The sequence below is a fragment of the Halovulum sp. GXIMD14793 genome, assembly GCF_054457435.1.
The window spans coordinates 1-18,600 of the sequence record NZ_JBTLNE010000039.1; the positions used below are offsets into that span (position 1 = coordinate 1).

The 18,600-nt window shown below is 57.9% G+C and carries 19 protein-coding genes; 7 read left to right on the plus strand and 12 right to left on the minus strand.

Annotation, left to right across the window (positions count from 1 at the left end; genetic code table 11):
* Window positions 1-96: 96 nt before the first annotated feature.
* From ACW9UQ_RS12080 to ACW9UQ_RS12100, 5 genes are all read right to left on the minus strand, one after another.
* On the minus strand, window positions 97-342 hold the full coding sequence (locus ACW9UQ_RS12080) for a DUF4303 domain-containing protein (RefSeq protein WP_458931275.1): 246 nt from the start codon (window positions 340-342) through the stop codon (window positions 97-99).
* 130 nt (window positions 343-472) lie between these two features.
* Window positions 473-3,130 carry an ATP-binding protein gene (locus ACW9UQ_RS12085; protein ID WP_458931276.1) on the minus strand — a complete coding sequence of 886 codons (2,658 nt, stop codon included), beginning with the start codon at window positions 3,128-3,130 and terminating at the stop codon, window positions 473-475.
* Window positions 3,131-3,134: 4 nt separating this feature from the next.
* Window positions 3,135-3,380: a hypothetical protein gene (locus tag ACW9UQ_RS12090; protein ID WP_458931277.1), complete on the minus strand. Its 246-nt coding sequence runs from the start codon at window positions 3,378-3,380 to the stop codon at window positions 3,135-3,137.
* Complete coding sequence (locus ACW9UQ_RS12095; protein ID WP_458931278.1) at window positions 3,377-3,742, minus strand: response regulator transcription factor; 366 nt, start codon at window positions 3,740-3,742, stop codon at window positions 3,377-3,379. Before ACW9UQ_RS12095 ends, ACW9UQ_RS12090 begins: the two co-directional genes overlap by 4 nt.
* 78 nt (window positions 3,743-3,820) lie before the next feature.
* Entirely contained in the window at window positions 3,821-5,149 is a 1,329-nt protein-coding gene (locus ACW9UQ_RS12100) for a short-chain fatty acyl-CoA regulator family protein (RefSeq protein ID WP_458931279.1), read from the minus strand.
* A gap of 198 nt (window positions 5,150-5,347) precedes the next feature.
* On the opposite strand from ACW9UQ_RS12100, the gene ACW9UQ_RS12105 reads away from it, so the two are divergent.
* The 7 genes from ACW9UQ_RS12105 to ACW9UQ_RS12135 all read left to right on the plus strand — a co-directional run bounded on the left by ACW9UQ_RS12105 (window position 5,348) and on the right by ACW9UQ_RS12135 (window position 13,030).
* Window positions 5,348-6,691 (plus strand): substrate-binding protein, encoded by a 1,344-nt coding sequence (locus ACW9UQ_RS12105; RefSeq protein WP_458931280.1) that lies wholly within the window; start codon window positions 5,348-5,350, stop codon window positions 6,689-6,691.
* Window positions 6,692-6,789: 98 nt separating this feature from the next.
* On the plus strand, window positions 6,790-7,821 hold the full coding sequence (locus ACW9UQ_RS12110; RefSeq protein WP_458931281.1) for a branched-chain amino acid ABC transporter permease: 1,032 nt from the start codon (window positions 6,790-6,792) through the stop codon (window positions 7,819-7,821).
* Between the two features lie 3 nt (window positions 7,822-7,824).
* The gene (locus ACW9UQ_RS12115; RefSeq protein WP_458931282.1) at window positions 7,825-9,033 is read left to right on the plus strand and encodes a branched-chain amino acid ABC transporter permease; all 1,209 of its coding nucleotides are present in this window, start codon (window positions 7,825-7,827) and stop codon (window positions 9,031-9,033) included.
* A 14-nt stretch (window positions 9,034-9,047) separates the two neighbouring features.
* The gene (locus tag ACW9UQ_RS12120; RefSeq protein ID WP_458931283.1) at window positions 9,048-9,806 is read left to right on the plus strand and encodes an ABC transporter ATP-binding protein; all 759 of its coding nucleotides are present in this window, start codon (window positions 9,048-9,050) and stop codon (window positions 9,804-9,806) included.
* Window positions 9,803-10,567: an ABC transporter ATP-binding protein gene (locus ACW9UQ_RS12125; protein ID WP_458931284.1), complete on the plus strand. Its 765-nt coding sequence runs from the start codon at window positions 9,803-9,805 to the stop codon at window positions 10,565-10,567. Before ACW9UQ_RS12120 ends, ACW9UQ_RS12125 begins: the two co-directional genes overlap by 4 nt.
* Window positions 10,568-10,603: 36 nt before the next feature.
* A complete protein-coding gene (gene acs, locus ACW9UQ_RS12130; protein WP_458931285.1) occupies window positions 10,604-12,553 on the plus strand; it encodes an acetate--CoA ligase in 1,950 nt (649 codons plus the stop codon).
* 195 nt (window positions 12,554-12,748) lie between these two features.
* Window positions 12,749-13,030: an I78 family peptidase inhibitor gene (locus ACW9UQ_RS12135; protein WP_458931286.1), complete on the plus strand. Its 282-nt coding sequence runs from the start codon at window positions 12,749-12,751 to the stop codon at window positions 13,028-13,030.
* Between the two features lie 157 nt (window positions 13,031-13,187).
* Here the strand turns inward: ACW9UQ_RS12135 and ACW9UQ_RS12140 are convergent, their stop codons facing one another.
* The 7 genes from ACW9UQ_RS12140 to fliF all read right to left on the minus strand — a co-directional run bounded on the left by ACW9UQ_RS12140 (window position 13,188) and on the right by fliF (window position 18,529).
* Window positions 13,188-13,445 (minus strand): hypothetical protein, encoded by a 258-nt coding sequence (locus ACW9UQ_RS12140; protein WP_458931287.1) that lies wholly within the window; start codon window positions 13,443-13,445, stop codon window positions 13,188-13,190.
* Window positions 13,446-13,614: 169 nt separating this feature from the next.
* Window positions 13,615-13,857: a hypothetical protein gene (locus ACW9UQ_RS12145; protein ID WP_458931288.1), complete on the minus strand. Its 243-nt coding sequence runs from the start codon at window positions 13,855-13,857 to the stop codon at window positions 13,615-13,617.
* 256 nt (window positions 13,858-14,113) lie between these two features.
* Window positions 14,114-15,274: a FliG C-terminal domain-containing protein gene (locus ACW9UQ_RS12150; RefSeq protein WP_458931289.1), complete on the minus strand. Its 1,161-nt coding sequence runs from the start codon at window positions 15,272-15,274 to the stop codon at window positions 14,114-14,116.
* Window positions 15,271-15,990 (minus strand): flagellar type III secretion system pore protein FliP, encoded by a 720-nt coding sequence (fliP, locus tag ACW9UQ_RS12155; RefSeq protein WP_458931309.1) that lies wholly within the window; start codon window positions 15,988-15,990, stop codon window positions 15,271-15,273. Before fliP ends, ACW9UQ_RS12150 begins: the two co-directional genes overlap by 4 nt.
* 3 nt (window positions 15,991-15,993) lie before the next feature.
* The gene (locus ACW9UQ_RS12160; RefSeq protein WP_458931290.1) at window positions 15,994-16,350 is read right to left on the minus strand and encodes a FliM/FliN family flagellar motor switch protein; all 357 of its coding nucleotides are present in this window, start codon (window positions 16,348-16,350) and stop codon (window positions 15,994-15,996) included.
* On the minus strand, window positions 16,340-16,948 hold the full coding sequence (locus tag ACW9UQ_RS12165) for a FliH/SctL family protein (protein ID WP_458931291.1): 609 nt from the start codon (window positions 16,946-16,948) through the stop codon (window positions 16,340-16,342). Before ACW9UQ_RS12165 ends, ACW9UQ_RS12160 begins: the two co-directional genes overlap by 11 nt.
* A gap of 3 nt (window positions 16,949-16,951) precedes the next feature.
* Window positions 16,952-18,529, minus strand: a complete 1,578-nt coding sequence (gene fliF, locus ACW9UQ_RS12170; protein WP_458931292.1) for a flagellar basal-body MS-ring/collar protein FliF — start codon at window positions 18,527-18,529, stop codon at window positions 16,952-16,954.
* Window positions 18,530-18,600 lie beyond the last annotated feature (71 nt).

Below are 18,600 nucleotides of genomic sequence, written 5' to 3' on the forward strand. Positions count from 1 at the left end.
GGCTTCCTGTTCTTTGATCATCCCAATGATTTGGACTTCCGTGAAACGGCTCTTTCGCATTCGTTTGCTCCTTCAAAAGGTTGAGCAAACTCTACATCAGAACGAGGGAAGTTTCGGGGAGCAGGTCAGATCGTTTGCGCAGGTGCGGTCAAGAGCCTCTTCCGACCATGCTGAAGGGCATGGGACAAGTGCCTCACCGGACGTCACGAGGGTGAAATAGTAAAACGTTTCCCGATGGGTGCCCAATAGCCTTCCGAACGCAGCTCTTGAAGCGTCTGCGATGGACTTGGACAACGCTATAAATGTGACTTCAGACCGACCCAATTCACATTGTCTCCCCAAGAAAATGATCTGCCGAAAATCTGATCTTCATCCCATACAAACAGGATTGTGGAAGGGTAATTCTAAAACCTGGCATCAGACAGGTGCAAGGCTGCTGTCAGCGGCTGGCACCGTGTTTTTATCACAGGTCCTATGGATCAGTTAATGGCAAATTGACCCGGAATGCGGCCCCTTGTTTTTGCGGCAAAAACGTCAGTTTTCCACCCAGATTGCGCACGATCTCGCGGCTGATGGGCAGGCCAAGGCCAGCGCTGCCTGACAGGCTTGCCTCGCTCAGCCGGGCGAATTTTTCGAATATGTGGTCGTGCTGATCCTCGGGGATGCCGGGACCATTGTCGGCAATGTCGATATGCAGCCGTGTGTCGCTGATAGTGGCACGGATGTTGATGCGCGGCGCTTCCGCTTGGCCATATTTCACAGCGTTTGAGATCAGGTTGACCAGAACCTGCACAAGACGATCAAAATCGACCATTACCTCGGCCTGAAGCCCGTCGCCATCGATATTTAGCGCGACTTTTTCGGCCCGGCGCTGGCCTTCGGTTGCGGACAGGGCGGTGTCGATGACCGCCTGCACGCGGCAGGGTTTCAGATCCCAGCGGACCTGGCCGCTTTCCAGAAAGGACAGGTCCAGAATTTCGTCCAGCAGCCGGGTCAGTCTTTGGCTTTCGTCGTGGATAATGGCGGTGAACCTCTGTGCCTCATCCTCCTCTATCTCGCGGTCCTTCAGAATTTCGGCGAAGGACCGGATGGAGGTCATGGGCGTGCGCAATTCATGACTGACCTGCGACAGGAACGCATCTTTTTGCGCACTAAGCGTGGTCAGCCGCGCATTGGCGCTGCGCAACTCGCTTGCGGTTTCCTCCAGCTGCTGGCTTTGCTGTTCAAGCTGTTGGGAATACTCCACGATTTGCGCGGTTTCATCGGCCATTCGGATCAGCTGATCGACCGAGATTTGCCCACCCGCCGCGATCTGCCCCACCATCGCATGGGCCGAGGCGGAGCCGATGGAGCCTGACAACTCCCGCTCGACCCGGGCAATCAGCGCGTCATCCGGGTCAGGCAACCCATGCGATTTGCCCTGCATCCTTGCGGCCTCGGCAAATAGTGCATGGGCGGTATCGCGACCCAGAATGCGCTGCGCCAGGGCAAACAGCTCCTCGGACGAGGCATAGCGCCCGACCACCATACCCCGCACCGGTTCGGACTGGCGGAACACATCGACGAATTGCGTGCCCTGTATACGTTCCAGCATCGGCGGCTGTGACATCAGCGACACCGCGACAAAGCTGGTTGTGTTTAGCAGGATCGACCAAAAGATCGTATGGACCAGCGGATCATCAATCTGCAGGCCGAACAGCGCCTGCGGGCGCAAGGCGGCGATACCAAAAGGGCCCTCGGACAATGTGGTCGCCGACAGGATGAACGCCCCTTCGAAGCTGGGCAGAAACAAGGTATAAGCCCAGATTGCAAAGCCGATCCCGATCCCGGTCAACGCTCCCTTGCGCGTCGCACCGCGCCAATAGATGCCGCCGAGCAGGCTGGGCAACAGCTGCGCCACACCGGCAAAGGAAATCAACCCGATAGATGCCAGCGCCCCCGAACCGCCTGTGACAAGAAAATAAAGATACCCCAGCCCCAGGATCACCCCGATGGATATCCGCCGGCTGGTCAACACAACGGACCGGACATCGCCCGAGGTTTCAACCCGCCCCGCACTAAGCCGCAGCCAGACCGGCACGGCAATGTGGTTCGAGATCATCGTGGACAGCGCAATCGCCGACACGATCACCATCGAGGTCGAGGCCGAAAACCCACCCAGATAGGCCAGCAGGGTCAAAAGCTCGCTGTTTTGCGACAGGGGAAGGGTCAGGACATAAAGATCGGGGTTGGCCCCCTGGGGCAAAACCTGTTTGCCGACGACAGCGATGGGCAGAACGAACAGGCTGATCAACAACAGATAGGCCGGAAAGGCCCAGGACGCGGTGGTCAGATGCCGCTCATCAGCGTTTTCCACGACCAATACCTGAAACATGCGCGGCAGGCATATGATGGCTGTGGCGGACAGAAAGGTTAGGGTGATCCAGCGCGGCGTATAAAGCTGCTCTGGCACAAAACCGGCTGGCATTCCTTCAAACACATGCGCAGGCCCGTCGCGCAAACCCCAGACGGCAAAGATGCCAACGGCGACCAGCGCGATCAGTTTCACCACGGATTCAAAGGCAATTGCGGTGACTACGCCATGGTGCTGCTCATTCGCATCAATCGTTCTGGTTCCAAAGAGAATGGCAAAAATCGCCAGACCGATGGCCAGCCAAAGCGTCACGGTTGGCGGGGCACCACCCTCGGACAGGACCGAAACGGACAGGGTCAGCGATTGCAGTTGAAGCGCGATATAAGGGGTGGAGCCGATCACCGCCAGCAATGTGACCACAACGCCCAAGGTCGCACTTTTGCCGTAGCGAGAGGAAATCAGGTCAGCGATAGACGTGATGCGTTGGGTGCGGCTGATACGGACCAGTTTGCGGATCAGAAACCACCAGCCGAAAAAGACCAGTGATGGGCCAAGATAGATCGGCACATAATCCAATCCCCCCCGCGCGGCAGAGCCGACCGCACCATAGAACGTCCAGCCCGTGCAATAGACCGACAGCGACAGCGTGTAGATCCAGGGGGAGCGGAGCCATCCAAGCCTGCCATGTGCGGCACGTCGTTCCGCCCAGAATGCAATCAGAAACAGAAAGGCTGCATAGGTCAGGCTGACGGTCAGAAGGGCATTGCCGTCACGCATAAGATCAGCCGGTTTCGCCCTGCATCAGCTTGCGCGAGATGCGGAGCGTGGCAAGGATCAGGAACATCCAGACCGCGTAAATATACAAAAACGCAGACGGAATACCGGCAATTGTCTCGATCCCAGCAAAGATATTCAGAACGGGCGACACGGTCAGCGCCACACCAAAGACAGGCAGCACAAACGCCGTGTCCTCGCGGCGGCGGCGCGCAAGGGCGCGATCGGCGATTGTGGGGTCCGTGTCGCTCATGCGGCGATCAACTCGTGTACAGTTTTGACCACCTCGGCGTTTGAGAAGGGTTTGGTCAGGAAAGCATTGACGCCCAACTCTTCTGCGGTTTGCCGGTCGCGCGGCTGGCCCTTGGCGGTCAGCATCAGGACAGGCAGGGCGGTGTGTTCGCTTTGGCGGATATCGCGCAGAATGTCGAAACCGGATCGGTTGGGCAGCATGACATCCAGAATGACCAGATCCGGCGGGGCGTCGGTGATGGTCTCAAGGGCAGCGGCGCCATCCTGAACCACCCGAACCTCAAGCCCCTCACGATCCAATAGGAACCGCAAGGCGACGGCGATGTTGGGTTCGTCCTCAATGATCAATACGCGCTTTGACACAAGCTATCTCCCTAAGACGGCTTTTGTCGCCGCTTGATGACAAGACTAGCGGGGTTTTTAGGGCAGTGTCACGGGGATTCAGGCCGGGATCAGTTGCGGCGCGGTCCGGGCCGGGCATTGTGAGCGGGTGCAGATCGGGCAAGTGGTGCCGACATCTGCCGGTTCTGCCGGTGGGGATGGCCAGGGGCTGCTTTCGGTACTGACCAGCAACATGGCGGCGACCAGATCGGACCGGGTCAGGGCCGTGGCATCGCGCGGCACCGCCAGCGCAAGGGCGGTAAAGATCGCTCCGGTGTCATGCGTGATAGACCTCAACACCGGCTGGCCCGGCTGACTAAATGCCTGAAACACCGGCCAGAGCGTGCAGGCATTGCCGTGACGCGGCAAGGGAAAGCGCGGCAGTGGTTGGCGGAGCAGCGGAACGCCCGAGGCAGAGCTGATGATCAGACCAAACTGCGGGGCTTCGATCCACGGGCGACGCAGCACGGCCAGTCGCCGGAATACTGCGACCGGGCTTTGGCCGAATTGCTGCGCCAACGGCAGCGGATCATACCCGGCGGTTTGTGCGGCCTGATGGAACCGGTGCAGCGGCATCGCATAAGCGTCCTGCGCGTATTGATGCAGATGCGTGCGGGCAGGCGCATCGATCCCGGGATCAGCCTGCGCCGTCAGTATATCGTCGATCAGCGCATCAAGGCGTGGGTGGGCGGCCTCAAAGGGCAATTTTGACAGCGTTTCTGCCTCAAGGTCCAGCGCGTGAAAGCTATGGCCTTGCCCCTCAAGCCACCGGTCCATCGCTTCCTCGGCCGTGGCGGCCCCGGCATCGGGTGAGCCTGCGCGCGACAGGTAATCGGCCAGCCCTTGTGCCGTGTCGGACAGTCGCACGCTTTCGCTATGCAGATTGCGATGAAAGGTGCGAACCTGACCTTGGCCGATATCCTCGACCTGCGCCAGCAACGACGCGGTCGAGCGGATCGCGGTGATATTGGACAACATGCCATGGACGTTCTCTGACAAGAACGGATCATGGGCCAGCCGGTCCGAAAGACCTGCAATTGCGGCCTGCTGATCGCGCAGACGCCGGTCCATTCTGGTGATGATCTGCGCCCATTCGGGAAACTGAGCCGCAAGTTCTGGCGCACGGCTGTCAGGACCGGCATTTCGGGCTGCCGCCTCGGTCAGGTCGGAAACCAGGGCGGACTGGCTGCCATCATCCAGATCACCGGGATGCATTTCCAACTGCTCGGCAATCGCGTTCAGCACCTGCCCGCCGATTCTGCGCCGGTTGTGTTCAATCAGGTTGAGGTAAGAGGCTGAGATACCGCAGCGCCGCGCCAGTTCGGTCTGGCTGATCTTGGCGCGACGCCGGACCTCTCGGATGCGGCTGCCAGCAAGGGAGCGGGGCATCGGAACACCTTTGATTTGACTGCCATTTTTGCGCTGCAATGTAAAGTATTTACAATTTTGCAGCGCAGCATCGAAAAATATTTACATCAAAATTGTTTGTTCGCAATAGTTTATTGCGTGATTGACTATCCTGCCGAATACTGACCGTGGGTTATTACCCATGCCCTCGGGCCAAACATATCCTTTGGGAGGAGCTTCATGTCAGATACTAAACTGAATCGTCGTGGTCTACTTAAGTCTAGCGCTGTGGTTGGTGCCGGGCTTGCATTGCCAACGATCTTTACCAGTGCTGCGCGTGCTTATGTGAATGAGCCGACAGGTGGCAGTGTCACCTTTGGCTTCAATGTGCCGCAATCAGGTCCTTATGCTGATGAGGGCGCGGATGAGCTGCGGGCCTATCAGTTGGCCGTGAAGCATCTGAACGGCGAAGGCGACGGCGGGATGATGAACACGTTTTCATCCAAGGCGCTGAAGGGCAACGGGATCCTCGGCAAAAAGGTCGAGTTTGTGACGGGTGACACTCAGACCAAATCTGACGCCGCGCGCGCAAGTGCGAAATCCATGATCGAAAAAGATGGTGCGATCATGATTACCGGTGGATCGTCCTCGGGTGTTGCTGTGGCCGTGCAGGCCCTGTGTCAGGAAGCGGGCGTGATCTTCATGGCTGGCCTGACCCACTCCAACGACACGACCGGTAAGGACAGGAAGGCCAACGGCTTCCGCCACTTCTTCAACTCCTACATGTCGGGTGCGGCCCTTGCGCCAGTTCTTAAGAACGCCTACGGCGAAGACCGCAAGGCCTATCACCTGACCGCCGACTACAACTGGGGTTACACCACCGAAGAGGCTGTCCGGACCTCGACCGAGGCGATGGGCTGGTCAACAGTAGAAGCTGTAAAAACACCGCTTTCTGCAACTGACTTCTCAGCTTACATCACGCCGGTTCTGCAGTCTGACGCAGATGTTCTGGTTCTGAACCACTACGGCGGCAACATGGTGAACTCGTTGACCAATGCTGTTCAGTTTGGTCTGCGCGATCGTGTCGTGAACGGCAAGAACTTCGAGATCATCGTTCCGCTATACTCGCGCCTTATGGCGAAGGGTGCAGGTGCCAACGTTAAAGGTATCTTCGGGTCGACGAACTGGCACTGGTCGCTTACCGACGAAGGATCGAAGGCGTTCGTTAAATCCTTCGGCACCGAATATGGCTTCCCGCCAAGTCAGGCAGCACACACATGCTATGTGCAGGCGCTGCTCTATGCGGATGCTGTTGAGCGTGCGGGTAGCTTTAACCCATGTGGTGTTGTCGAGGCGCTGGAAGGCTTTGAATTCGATGGTATGGGCAATGGTCCGACGCTTTATCGGGCCGATGATCACCAGTGCTTCAAGGATGTTCTGGTTGTGAAAGGGAAAGAAAACCCCTCCTCCGACTTCGACCTTCTGGAAGTGGTAGAGGTGACACCGGTTGCTCAGGTAACCTACGAACCCGGTCACCCACAGTTTGCGGGCGGTAGCCTCGGCACCTGTAACGCAGGCGCATAAGGTTCCGGGGGCCGGCGGGTATACCCTGCCGGCCCTGAACCGCCGACAGCCCCGGTTCACGCGGTGGCTTCTAAACCCGTACCGCAGGAAACAGATTCATGGACGCAATTCTGCTGCAGGTCCTTAACGGCCTCGACAAAGGGTCGGCCTATGCGCTGATCGCGCTTGGCCTGACACTTATTTTCGGCACACTTGGCGTGGTTAACTTCGCGCATGGCGCGCTATTCATGCTGGGCGCTTTCTGTGCTGTCACCTTCAACCGGTTGCTGACATTGTCCTACATGACGGTCGATCCTGACCGGACGGACTTTCTTGGTAACCCGCTTCAGGTCAAGACACCCTATATCGAGAATATCTTCGGTCCGGAATTCAGCGCGGCGCTTATCGATTGGGCCGTGCCGGTCTCGATCATCTTTGCCATTCCGGTCATGATCCTGATTGGCCTGTCGATGGAGCGGGGCCTGATCAAATATTTCTACAAGCGTCCGCATGCGGATCAGATCCTGGTTACCTTTGGCCTAGCGATTGTCCTGCAGGAAATCATAAAGTATTTCTACGGCGCGAACCCGATCCCGTCGCCAGCACCGTCAGCTTTTGCAGGAAGCTTTGATTTCGGTGCGATGCTGGGCATGGATCCCGGCTCGATCATATACCCCTACTGGCGTCTCGTTTATTTTGCCTTTTCCGCGATGATCATCGGTGCTGTCTTTTTCTTCCTGCGCTACACGACCTTCGGCATGGTTGTGCGCGCGGGGATGGCAGACCGCGAGACCGTTGGACTGCTTGGGATCAACATTGATCGCCGGTTCACAATCATGTTTGCAATCGCGGCCTGTGTCGCGGGTCTTGCTGGCGTGATGTATGCGCCTATCAACTCACCTAACTATCACATGGGCATGGACTTTCTTGTCCTGAGCTTCGTTGTGGTCGTTGTCGGTGGTATGGGGTCACTGGGTGGTGCTGTTCTGGCGGGGTTCCTGCTGGGTATCCTGGAAAGCTTTGCATCGATGACGGCAGTTTTGAATGCGCTGCCCGGCATCAACCAAATCATCATTTATCTGGTCGCGATCGTCGTACTCCTGACCCGTCCGCGCGGGTTGATGGGTCGCAAAGGCGTGATGGAGGATTAAGACATGCTGAAATTGGACCGCAAGGACACGCGCCTGTTTCTCATCGTGATTGCGCTGACGGTATTTGCGCCTGTCATCCTGAACCCGTTCCCCGAAGGATCGAGTTTTGCGCAATTCAACGCGGGATATCCCGACCTGATGCAGCGCTTTGTGATCTTCGGGATATTCGCGATTGGGTTTAACATCCTTTTTGGCCTGACCGGCTATCTCAGCTTTGGGCACGCGGCGTTTCTGGGTGTCGGATCTTATGCCAGCATCTGGATGATGAAGCTTCTGACCGTCAATGTGATCCCCGGGATTATCGCGTCGGTGATCGTTGCAGGCTTGTTTTCGCTGCTGGTGGGGTATGTCAGCCTCCGCCGCTCTGGCATCTATTTCTCGATCCTGACACTGGCCTTTGCCCAGATGTCCTATCAGTTGGCCTATTCTGTTCTGACACCGATCACCGGTGGCGAGACGGGGCTACAGCTTAAGCTGAATGATCCGCGTATCCTGGATGGTGCGGCGACAGGAGTGACCCCTCGGGCCAGCTTCTTTGGTATCGACATGCGCGCTGGTACTGAGGTGACGTTTGGCGATTGGGTGTTCACGCTGAACTTTGGCTACTATCTGGCTGCGTTCATCATGCTGATCGCTTTTTATATTTCGATCCGTATCTTCCGCTCGCCAATGGGAATGATGCTTCGGGCGGTCAAATCAAATCAGAATCGTCTGAACTACACGGGGGTGAATACCAAGCCTTACACACTGACGGCTTTTGTGATTTCAGGCATGTATGCGGGCCTTGCAGGTGGTTTGCTGGTCGCAATGGACACGCAGGTTGGGCCTGAACGTATGTTCTGGACGGCAAGCGGTGAGGTCGTGCTGATGTCCATCCTGGGCGGTGCCGGAACATTGATCGGGCCGGTGCTGGGTGCGGGCTTTATCAAGTACATGGAAAACATCGTCTCAAAGATCAACGAAACCATCCTTCACCAGTGGTTCTACTGGCTGCCGGACGGGATCGAGGACTTCATCGTGGCGGTGATCTATCCGTTTATCGGCAAGGGTTGGCATTTGACGCTTGGGATCCTGTTCATGATGATCGTGATCTTCCTGCCTGGCGGTCTTGTCGAAGGTGGCCAGCGCATCGCCGGCTGGTTCAGCGGCAAGCGCCGCAAGAACCGAAAAGACACCGGTGGCAGCACCCCCGACTCCACCCCGGCAGAGTAAGGAGCGAAGGCGATATGGGAATCCTAGAGGTCCAGAACGTCAACAAACGCTTCGGCGGTTTGCAGGCGCTAAACAACGTCAATCTGAATGTCGAGGAAGGCACCGTTCACGCCATCATCGGCCCGAATGGTGCAGGAAAATCAACACTCCTGAACTGCTTTGTTGGGCGGTTGATGCCCGATACCGGCTCGGTCATGTTTCAGGGCAAAAGCCTTTTAGGCATCAAGCCGCACCAGATCAACCAGCTTGGCGTCAGTCGCGTTTTCCAGACGCCCGAGATTTTCACCGATCTGAGCGTGCTGGAAAACGTCATGATCCCCGCCTTTGCGAAACGCGATGGTGCCTATCGCCTGAACCCGTTTGGCCGCGTCTTACGCGAGGCGGAAATTCGCGATCAGGCCGAGGAGGTGCTGACCGATGTCGGCATGGCCGATAAGCGCAACATGACCGCGTCCGAGATGTCACGCGGCGATAAGCGGCGGCTGGAAATGGCTATGTGTCTGGTGCAGGATCCCAAGCTGTTGCTGCTGGATGAACCCACCGCCGGGATGGCGCGGGCCGACACCAACAAAACAATCGACCTGCTGAAACATATCGGTGAGACCCGCGGCATCACCAAGGTGGTGATCGAACATGACATGCACGTGGTGTTCAGCCTGGCCGAAAAGATTGCTGTTCTGGCGCAAGGCACCGTGATCGTTGAGGACACGCCGGAAAACATCAAGGGCCACCCGAAGGTCCGCGAAGCCTATCTTGGGGAGGCGCAGGTATGACGGATATCGACGATCAGTTCCGCGAAGCAGCGGAAAATCATATTCCACGCTCGGCCCCGGCCTATTTCTCGGCCCATGATCTGCATGCCTATTATGGCGAAAGCTACATCGTGCAGGGTGTCAGCTTTAACATCCATGAGGGTGAGATTCTGGCCTTGCTTGGCCGCAACGGGGCAGGCAAAACCTCGACCCTGCGGACTATCGCTCAGATCGGCGAACCGGCCCTGACCCATGGGGAGGTCTGGCTGGACCACAAGCCAATCCACGAGATGAAGTCCTTTGAGGCCGCGCAGGCGGGGATCCAGTTGGTGCCAGAGGACCGGCGTATCATCCCCGGCCTGACGGTCGAGGAAAACCTTAAGCTGGCCCAGATCGCCCCGCCGCATGGCTGGTCGATTGAGCGCATCTACGAGTTATTCCCACGCCTTGGCGAACGCCGCAGTCAGGAGGGGATTACCCTGTCAGGTGGTGAACAGCAGATGCTGGCCATTGGCCGCGCGCTGGCCCGTGACATCAAGCTGCTGCTGCTGGACGAACCCTACGAGGGGCTGGCCCCGGTCATCGTGCAGGAAATCGAACGTACCCTGATCGAGATCAAAAGCCTTGGCATGACCACCGTCATCGTTGAACAGAACGCCGTTGCCGCACTGAAACTGGCAGATCGTGCCGTGATTCTTGATATGGGACAAGTCGTGTTTGACGGCACCGCGCAAGAGGTGTTGGATAACGCCCAGCTGCGCGAAGAATATCTGGCGATCTGACGATCCGCCTAAGCGAATAAATTGGGGGAGGACACCATGACCGACGCACTTTATCCACCATCACCGGAATTTGCGGCCTCTGCCCATATTGATGCGGCGACCTACGACAAGATGTATGCCGCTTCGATCAATGACCCGGATGCGTTCTGGGGCGAGCACGGCAAACGCATCGACTGGATCAAGTCCTTTACCAAGGTCAAGAACACCAGCTTTGCCCACCCCGATGTCTCGATCAAATGGTTCGAAGACGGCACTCTGAATGTCGCTGCCAACTGCATTGACCGGCATCTGGCCACGCGCGGCGATCAGACCGCGATCATCTGGGAGCCGGACGAACCCGATACCCCGGCGCAGCACATCAGCTATCGCGAGTTGCACGAAAACACCTGCCGCATGGCCAATGTGCTGAAGGCGCAGGGCGTGGGCAAGGGTGACCGGGTCGTGATCTATCTGCCGATGATCCCCGAGGCAGCCTATGCCATGCTAGCCACTGCGCGGATCGGCGCGGTGCATTCGGTGGTGTTCGCAGGCTTTTCGCCCGATGCGCTTGGCAACCGTATAAATGATTGTGACGCCAAAGTTGTTATTACCGCCGACGAGGCCCCTCGCGGCGGGCGTAAGACGGCGCTGAAATCCAACACTGACGCCGCGCTGCTGCATTGCAGCGACAAGGTAAAATGCCTGGTCGTCAAACATACCGGCGGCCAGACCATCTGGATCCAGGATCGCGACGTTGACGTAAAGGCCGAGATGGCCACCGCCAGCCCTGATTGCCCGGCCGAGGAAATGGCCGCCGAAGATCCGCTTTTCATCCTTTATACGTCAGGGTCTACGGGCAAGCCCAAGGGGGTTGTGCATAGCTCTGGCGGATACATCGTTTATGCGTCGATCACGCATCAATACACATTCGACTATCACGACGGCGATATCTTTTGGTGTACGGCGGATGTCGGCTGGGTCACCGGGCACAGTTATATCCTCTATGGCCCGCTGGCCAACGGTGCGACAACGCTGATGTTCGAAGGGGTGCCGACCTACCCGGACGCCTCCCGCTTTTGGCAGGTGTGTGAAAAGCACAAGGTCAATCAATTCTACACCGCCCCCACCGCCATCCGCGCGCTGATGGGGCTGGGCGACGACTATGTCACCCGCTGCGATCTGTCTTCGCTGAAGCTGCTGGGCACGGTGGGTGAGCCGATCAACCCCGAAGCCTGGAACTGGTACAACACCGTTGTCGGCAAGGGCGAAAGGCCCATTGTCGATACCTGGTGGCAAACGGAAACCGGGGGCCACCTGCTGACCCCGCTGCCGGGTGCTACAGCGACCAAGCCCGGCTCGGCCACTAAGCCGTTTTTCGGGGTGGAACCGGTGGTTCTGGACCCGCAAACCGGGCAGGAACAGACCGACACCGCGACCGAGGGCGTGCTGTGTCTGAAGGACAGCTGGCCGGGTCAGATGCGCACGGTCTATGGCGATCACGAACGCTTCGTGAAGACCTATTTTGCGGATTACAAAGGCTATTATTTCTCCGGCGATGGCTGCCGCCGCGATGCCGATGGCTATTACTGGATCACCGGTCGTGTCGATGACGTGATCAACGTCTCGGGCCACCGGATGGGCACGGCCGAGGTGGAAAGCGCACTGGTCGCCCATGCCAAAGTGGCCGAGGCGGCGGTGGTCGGCTATCCGCACGATATAAAGGGGCAGGGCATCTATGCTTATGTTACGTTGATGTCAGGGACCGAACCCTCGGATGAGTTGCGCAAGGAACTGGAAGGCTGGGTTCGCACGGAGATCGGTCCGATCGCCAAACCGGACCTGATCCAGTGGGCGCCGGGCCTGCCCAAAACCCGGTCCGGCAAGATCATGCGGCGTATCCTGCGCAAGATTGCGGAAAATGATTACGGCGCGCTGGGCGATACTTCGACCCTTGCGGATCCGTCAGTGGTCGATGATCTGATCGCAAACCGTATGAACCGCGGCTGATATGCAACAGTGGTGATGTGTCCCTACCACGACATATAGTCGCCGCAATCGCTGTTTAACCACGATGCAGGGCGCGGTGGCGAAATCACGGCGCTTTTAGCATTCTAAATCTGTCGCGCCTTGTGCTGTGACTCTGTTGGTGGTTCAATGCTGCAAAACAACAAGACTACAAACAATGAGAGCAGGAGAACGAAGATGGGCCGTAGAATCCCAATCGTTTTGATGACACTGGCGATGGTTAGCTGCAGCGAAGCCGAGGTTCCGACCGAAGCTGCGCCTGAGCCGACCGAATGCGGGGCACCGAAACAGCAGAATCTGATAGGCAAGACGGTCGACGATCTGGCCGCTGTGTCTTTTGAATCACCGGTTTCACGTTTCATCAATCCTGGTGACGCCGTGACCGAAGATTTCAACCCGAACCGTATGAATATCGTGTTCGACGAGAACGACAAAATCACTCGCGTCTATTGCGGTTGATTTGACTTCTCGCCACTCCGTCACTGTGTCGGCGGAGTGGTTGAGGCTTGGCTTTTCCCGTTGGGAAAAGTGCACGGCTATGCCGACTGCTACGCAAAGCGTGCCATCAGCACCAATGCGACAATCGCAAAGAAAATTCCGGCGATATCCCGGGGCATCAGCTTTTCATCAAAAACAAAAAGCCCAGTGCTGTTATCATCAGCACGGTCAGCACCGCGTACCAGACACCGACTGTGGCCAGCGACATGTGGCGCATGGCAATAACAAAGCCCAGGCCCGACATCATATAAAGCCCCATGCCCAACAACAGGTGGCGGTTTGCCCATTCCTTTTGCATTGATGCGATCTTCAAGGCCCAGTCGCCCAACACCGTGACCAGAACGATGCCAAGGATTGCAAGATATGGATTATTCATTGTCACCCCCGATATCAGGGGAGGTAACGCATGGTAAACATTCAAACAGTTATTTGTCACCATGAGATCAACCCGGGGTGTCGCTGTTGCGCTGCGCAAAGAACCTAGTCGGGCATCATAAAGCCAACAAAGGGAGGCATTGACACCAGCCCTTCCCATTTGCGCGATATCAGTCAGCCAGCGCCATAACGACCGGGCTGCACCCATCGCAGCTGGCGACGCTTTTTGCGACCTGAACTATGCCGAAGCGGGTTTTTATAAGGTAGTTCACGCCCTTATCCGAAACCAAATGCCCGGTGATAACCACATCACCATGATCTATCCTGATGGCAACGGTATCGGCGCTGACCGCCGTAGCAGCGCCCGCCAGAAACATTCCGAGCACTATACTTTTTAAGTTTCTCATCATCACACTCGCCCCCGATCGTTACAATTTGCCAGTGTCACAGATGCGCGACATTGGACGACATAGCTGCCCTTCAACTGTGATTAAAGACAATTTGTGACAGTTTTCTAGAGAATATTCTCCTTAAGGTTGATTTTGCTGATGTAGATCGTCTCATCCTGACCAATTTGCTTACAGGCGGATCACAGATATCTCTCTTACGCTGGCTAGAGCCTATCGAGTGCTATCTCGCTACGGCGTTGATATCAAAAGCTTTCCTGTTCTACTCATCCGGCCCTTCCTCTTCGAGCAGTTGAATCGTGCCAGCTTTGGCCATTGCCTGAATTTGACGCACAACCTCCTGATGTGCGCTTTCGCCGTCGCGCTGGCTGCAATCGGGCATGGACTCGACCTCTTCCACCAGACGTTCGGACAGGCGTTTCGAGATATTTTCGACAATGAAACTGTAAGAGGGGTTGCTTTGCAGAACCGCCCATTTCAGCGCCAGCAATAGCACCGGTTCGTCCACCTCTTTGGCGATGATGGCAACATCGCGCGGCTCCACACGGCTGTGGATATCGGCGAAGGTGAACATGGTGCGCAGCACCTCTGCGGCCAGGGCTGGTTTCTGCTCTTCCAGTTGCGCGATGAATTTTTCCCGAACCTCTGCGGTCAGGTTGTTCATCAGGCCAGCAATAACATCGGCAGGTCTGCGGGACCGTTTGGTGCGCTGGATTGCAGACAGGAAGTCGCGCGCGATCACACGCTCTACCATTTCTGCGACATCATTATCGAGAGCGGGAACGCGTGATAGCCGAAACACGCATTGCTGGGCAAATTCGTTGTCCAGCCGCTCGATCACGCCAGCCGCCTTGTCAGGGCGCAACTCTGACAGGATAACGGTCGCGGTCTGAGGATGCTCTGCGCCTATGAAAACTGACAGTTGTGCCGGGGTGCAATCGTTCAGCTTCTTCCATGCTGCCCGGGTATCCCCGCCCTCGACATCATACATGATCTTTTCGATCGAGTTGTCGTCAAGCACCTGACCAAGCAACCGTCGCGCGGTGCCAGAGCCGCCCGACACTTCCTCATCCGTACCGATAGACAGCAGAAACTCTGCAATGATGCTGTCCAGCAGTTCTGCTGGAACGCGATCAAGGCCGGAAATCGCTGTGGCGATGCGTGTTAGTGAGGTTTCGTTCATCGACTTCAGAAAGTCACCGGCCAGTTCCGGGCCGATGGCGGTCAGGATGATGGCCGCTTTGTTGATCGGGTCGATCTCGTCGGTTTTGCCGGAAAGACCCTGGCGCATGGCCTCCCATGGTTCGGCGCGGTCGCCTTGGCGTTCAGCCGGCTGCCGTTCGCTTTGCGCAGCGGGGACCAAAGCCCCGCCAGCGCCGGGCTCTGTTGAAATCCGGGTCTGCTCTGCCTCTGTCGTGGTCATGTCGCATAGCTCCGGACCAGCGCACCGGCCAGCAGGGACCAGCCATCGGCCAATACGAAAAACGCCAGTTTGAACGGCAGCGACACAATTGCGGGCGGCACCATCATCATCCCCATCGACATCAGAACGGCAGCGATCACCAGATCAATAATCAGGAAGGGTAAAAAAACCAGAAAGCCAACTTCAAAGCCGCGCTGAATTTCCGATAGCAGGAAAGAGGGTACAAGAACCGAAAGCCCCGGCTCGGCATCACGGCGGGGGGCAAGTTCTTGCATCATAAGAAAGGTTTCGGGGTCGACCCGCGTCTCCATGAAGCTTCGGAACGGGGCCATTGTGGTTGTAAAAGCCTCATCGGGGGAGGTGTTGCCCGCCAGCATTGGTTGCACCCCTTCGGTCCAGGCCTGGGTAAAGACCGGTTCCATCACGAACCAGGTCAGGAACAGGGCCAGACTAACGATCATCATATTGGGCGGGGCCTGCTGTACGCCGATGGCCTGGCGCAGGATCGACAGGACCGTGACCATGAAGGGAAAACAGGTGATCATGATGGCCAGGCCCGGGGCGAGGCTGAGCAATGTGATCAGCACGAACAGCTGCACAGAGCGCAGGGTAAGAGAGCCGTCGCCCAAATTAATGGCAACCTCCTGCGCTACGGCCGCCGCGGGCAACAGGCAGGCGGGCAGAAGGATCAGGCCTGTCAGACAGATGCGAAAGATGGGTCAGACCCCTCGTGACAGGTCGGCCACCTCGGTCAGGCGTACGCCCAACTGGCCGGTGCCGTCATCCATTTCCTGCAACTCGCCGCGGGCAATCAGGCGGTCGCCGATAAACAGCTCCACCGGATCGTCAATCTTGGAGTTCAGGGTCAGTACCGAATCGCGGCGCAGTTGCACCAGTTCGCTGACCAAAGGCCGCGCCCGCCCGACCGAGATTGTCACGTCGATGGGCACGCCCATAAACGCGCTTTCACGGCGCTGGTTGTCAGCGTTGCCCAGCATATCAGACACTTCGGCCTCGGTCGGGGGCAGTTCGTCCTGTAGCGGAGAGATGGGCGTATTCTCGATGTCATCCGACATGTGACAAATCCTCGTTCTGATCAGGGGCAAGCGCCTGGCGGAAGCGGGCGATGCTTTCGGTCATTTCTGCAAGGCAGCGATCCAGGTCGATATGGTCAAAGCCGTCGTCCCAATGGAGCTTTGCCTCAAGCGGTGTCAGGCGGTTGTCTTCAACCACCTCGCTGGCACCGGGCCAGTCAGTTAATGCGGCTTGCAGGGTTGCTGCGGCTTCGGGCGCGCAGTGCAGCACGGGGCGCAGGTCCGGCCGGTGATCCAGAGCGGTGCGCAGGTGCGTGGTCAACTGCTTTGCAAACCCGGCTTCAGCCAGCGCGGGGGCCAAAGTACTGACCATTGCGTCAATCACCGGCAGCAGGGACGCAATGGCGGCGGTCTGCGCTGCGTGCTGTTCCATGGCGTCGTCGCGCAGAGCTTCGATCAGCTGCCCGCGCAATTGGTCCTGCACTTCCGCATGTTCGCGGGCGCTTTCATCTGCGCCTTGCTGAAAGCCTTTCGCATGGCCATCGCGATAGGCCTTGGCGATCAGCTTGGCGGTTTCCTGCGAGGCCGACGTCTCGGTCGCGCCAAGGGGTGAAAATGTCTCTAGCTGCAATAGGGCCATAGATCAGGCCTTCCCTTCGGCGTTGGCATCCTCGATCCAGCGGCGCAAAACGTCGGCAGATTCGTCCGAGCGGTCCTTGATCACGCTGCGCAGGTTTTGCAGCTTGCTTTCATCCGGTTTTTCCAGCTGCGCCCCGGCGGCACCCGCCATCTGTGCTGTATTGTCGCCATCCAGAATTTCTACCGCACCAGCGGTTTGTGCCTCGGGTGCGGGTAGGGCGGGTGGCGGCGTCTGGGTCAGGATCGGTCGGATCACGAACAGCCCCAACACCAGCGCAACGGCTCCAAGAACCACCGTCTGGATTAGCTGTATAAGGCCGCCACCAAGAAAACCGGTCTCCTCCGCCTCGGCCAGGGTTCCCAGCCCGGCGATTGCAGGGAATTGTAACGATTGCAGGGTCACGACATCGCCGCGCGCCGGGTCAAAGCCGATTGCGCTTTCGACCAGGGACCGCAGCGCCGTCATCTCTTCCTTGGGCCTTGGTGCCCAGCTCACCGATCCGTCGGCGGCTGTTTCACTGATCCCGTCGATCATGACTGCCACGCTGATCCGGCGAATCTGACCGGGCTGAACAATCCGTTCGCGCCGGGTTTCAGACACCTCGAAATTCTGCCGCTCCCGCGTTTGCGAAGTGGTGCTGGATGAACTGGACACGCCGTCCGCCGCGTCACCGTCAGGCAGGTTAGAGGCAACGGTCACCGCGCCGCTGTCATTGCCTTGCGTGCTTTCAGAGTTTTCTTCCAATTCGCTGGATACAGCGACCCGGCTGGTGGGATCGACGACGCGCTCGATGATGGTCTGACTGTCCATATCCGCGTCGATATTCACCTCAACCACAGCTTTGCCCGCGCCAACACGCGCTGCCAACAACCGTTCCACATTCGTTTTCATCTGCTGTTCGCGCGTCTCAATCGTGTCAGTTCCGGGCGTGCCTGAGCTTTCCGACCCCGCGATCAGAATCACCCCGGCCTCGGCATCGATCACGGCGACATCCATCGCGCCCAGGCCCGAAACGGCCGAGGACACAAGATACCGGATCGCCATCGCCTGGCTTTCGGTCAGCGTGCCATTGGCCATGGTCGCCGTTACCGATGCAGTAGGCCTGATATCCCGCGCAAATGGCTGATTGAGCGGGTTGGAGATATGCACACGCGCCGCCCGAACATCGCGGGAGGCAACGATTGTGCGCGCCAGTTCGCCTTCTTTCGCGCGCCAATAGGCAGCGTCAAACATTTGTGTCGTGGTGCCAAAGCCGGACATCGAATCAAGCAGTTCATACCCGACATTGCCATTCTGCGGCAGCCCGTCCGCGGCCAGCGATAAACGCACCTGATCGCGCATACTGCTGTCGACATAAATCGAATTGCCCCGCACGTCGAAAAGCACATTCTGCTGTTCCAGCGCGGCAATCACCTCACCCGAAGCGGCCGCGTCCAGACCGGAATACAGCAGGGACATATCTGCCCGCGTTGCCAGCCGGGCCACGCCCACCATGGCCAGAATCGCAACGGCTGCAGCAAAGGCAAAAATGGTTTTCCGCCGCCCATCAAGCGCGTCCCAGTTGGCTAGAAGCTGATTCAAGACATGGACCTCTTCGCAGTCACCCCGTCCGTTCTGGTCGCGGCGATGTTGTGATCAGTCATGCGGGGTCA

Excerpts from the sequence above, each read along its gene's own strand:
- ACW9UQ_RS12085 (WP_458931276.1), bottom strand. The coding sequence starts at position 3,130 with ATGCGTGACGGCAATGCCCTTCTGACCGTCAGCCTGACCTATGCAGCC.
- ACW9UQ_RS12090 (WP_458931277.1), bottom strand. The coding sequence starts at position 3,380 with ATGAGCGACACGGACCCCACAATCGCCGATCGCGCCCTTGCGCGCCGC.
- ACW9UQ_RS12100 (WP_458931279.1), bottom strand. The coding sequence starts at position 5,149 with ATGCCCCGCTCCCTTGCTGGCAGCCGCATCCGAGAGGTCCGGCGTCGC.
- ACW9UQ_RS12105 (WP_458931280.1), top strand. The coding sequence starts at position 5,348 with ATGTCAGATACTAAACTGAATCGTCGTGGTCTACTTAAGTCTAGCGCT.
- ACW9UQ_RS12110 (WP_458931281.1), top strand. The coding sequence starts at position 6,790 with ATGGACGCAATTCTGCTGCAGGTCCTTAACGGCCTCGACAAAGGGTCG.
- ACW9UQ_RS12115 (WP_458931282.1), top strand. The coding sequence starts at position 7,825 with ATGCTGAAATTGGACCGCAAGGACACGCGCCTGTTTCTCATCGTGATT.
- ACW9UQ_RS12120 (WP_458931283.1), top strand. The coding sequence starts at position 9,048 with ATGGGAATCCTAGAGGTCCAGAACGTCAACAAACGCTTCGGCGGTTTG.
- ACW9UQ_RS12125 (WP_458931284.1), top strand. The coding sequence starts at position 9,803 with ATGACGGATATCGACGATCAGTTCCGCGAAGCAGCGGAAAATCATATT.
- acs (WP_458931285.1), top strand. The coding sequence starts at position 10,604 with ATGACCGACGCACTTTATCCACCATCACCGGAATTTGCGGCCTCTGCC.
- ACW9UQ_RS12135 (WP_458931286.1), top strand. The coding sequence starts at position 12,749 with ATGGGCCGTAGAATCCCAATCGTTTTGATGACACTGGCGATGGTTAGC.
- ACW9UQ_RS12140 (WP_458931287.1), bottom strand. The coding sequence starts at position 13,445 with ATGAATAATCCATATCTTGCAATCCTTGGCATCGTTCTGGTCACGGTG.
- ACW9UQ_RS12150 (WP_458931289.1), bottom strand. The coding sequence starts at position 15,274 with ATGACCACGACAGAGGCAGAGCAGACCCGGATTTCAACAGAGCCCGGC.
- ACW9UQ_RS12160 (WP_458931290.1), bottom strand. The coding sequence starts at position 16,350 with ATGTCGGATGACATCGAGAATACGCCCATCTCTCCGCTACAGGACGAA.
- ACW9UQ_RS12165 (WP_458931291.1), bottom strand. The coding sequence starts at position 16,948 with ATGGCCCTATTGCAGCTAGAGACATTTTCACCCCTTGGCGCGACCGAG.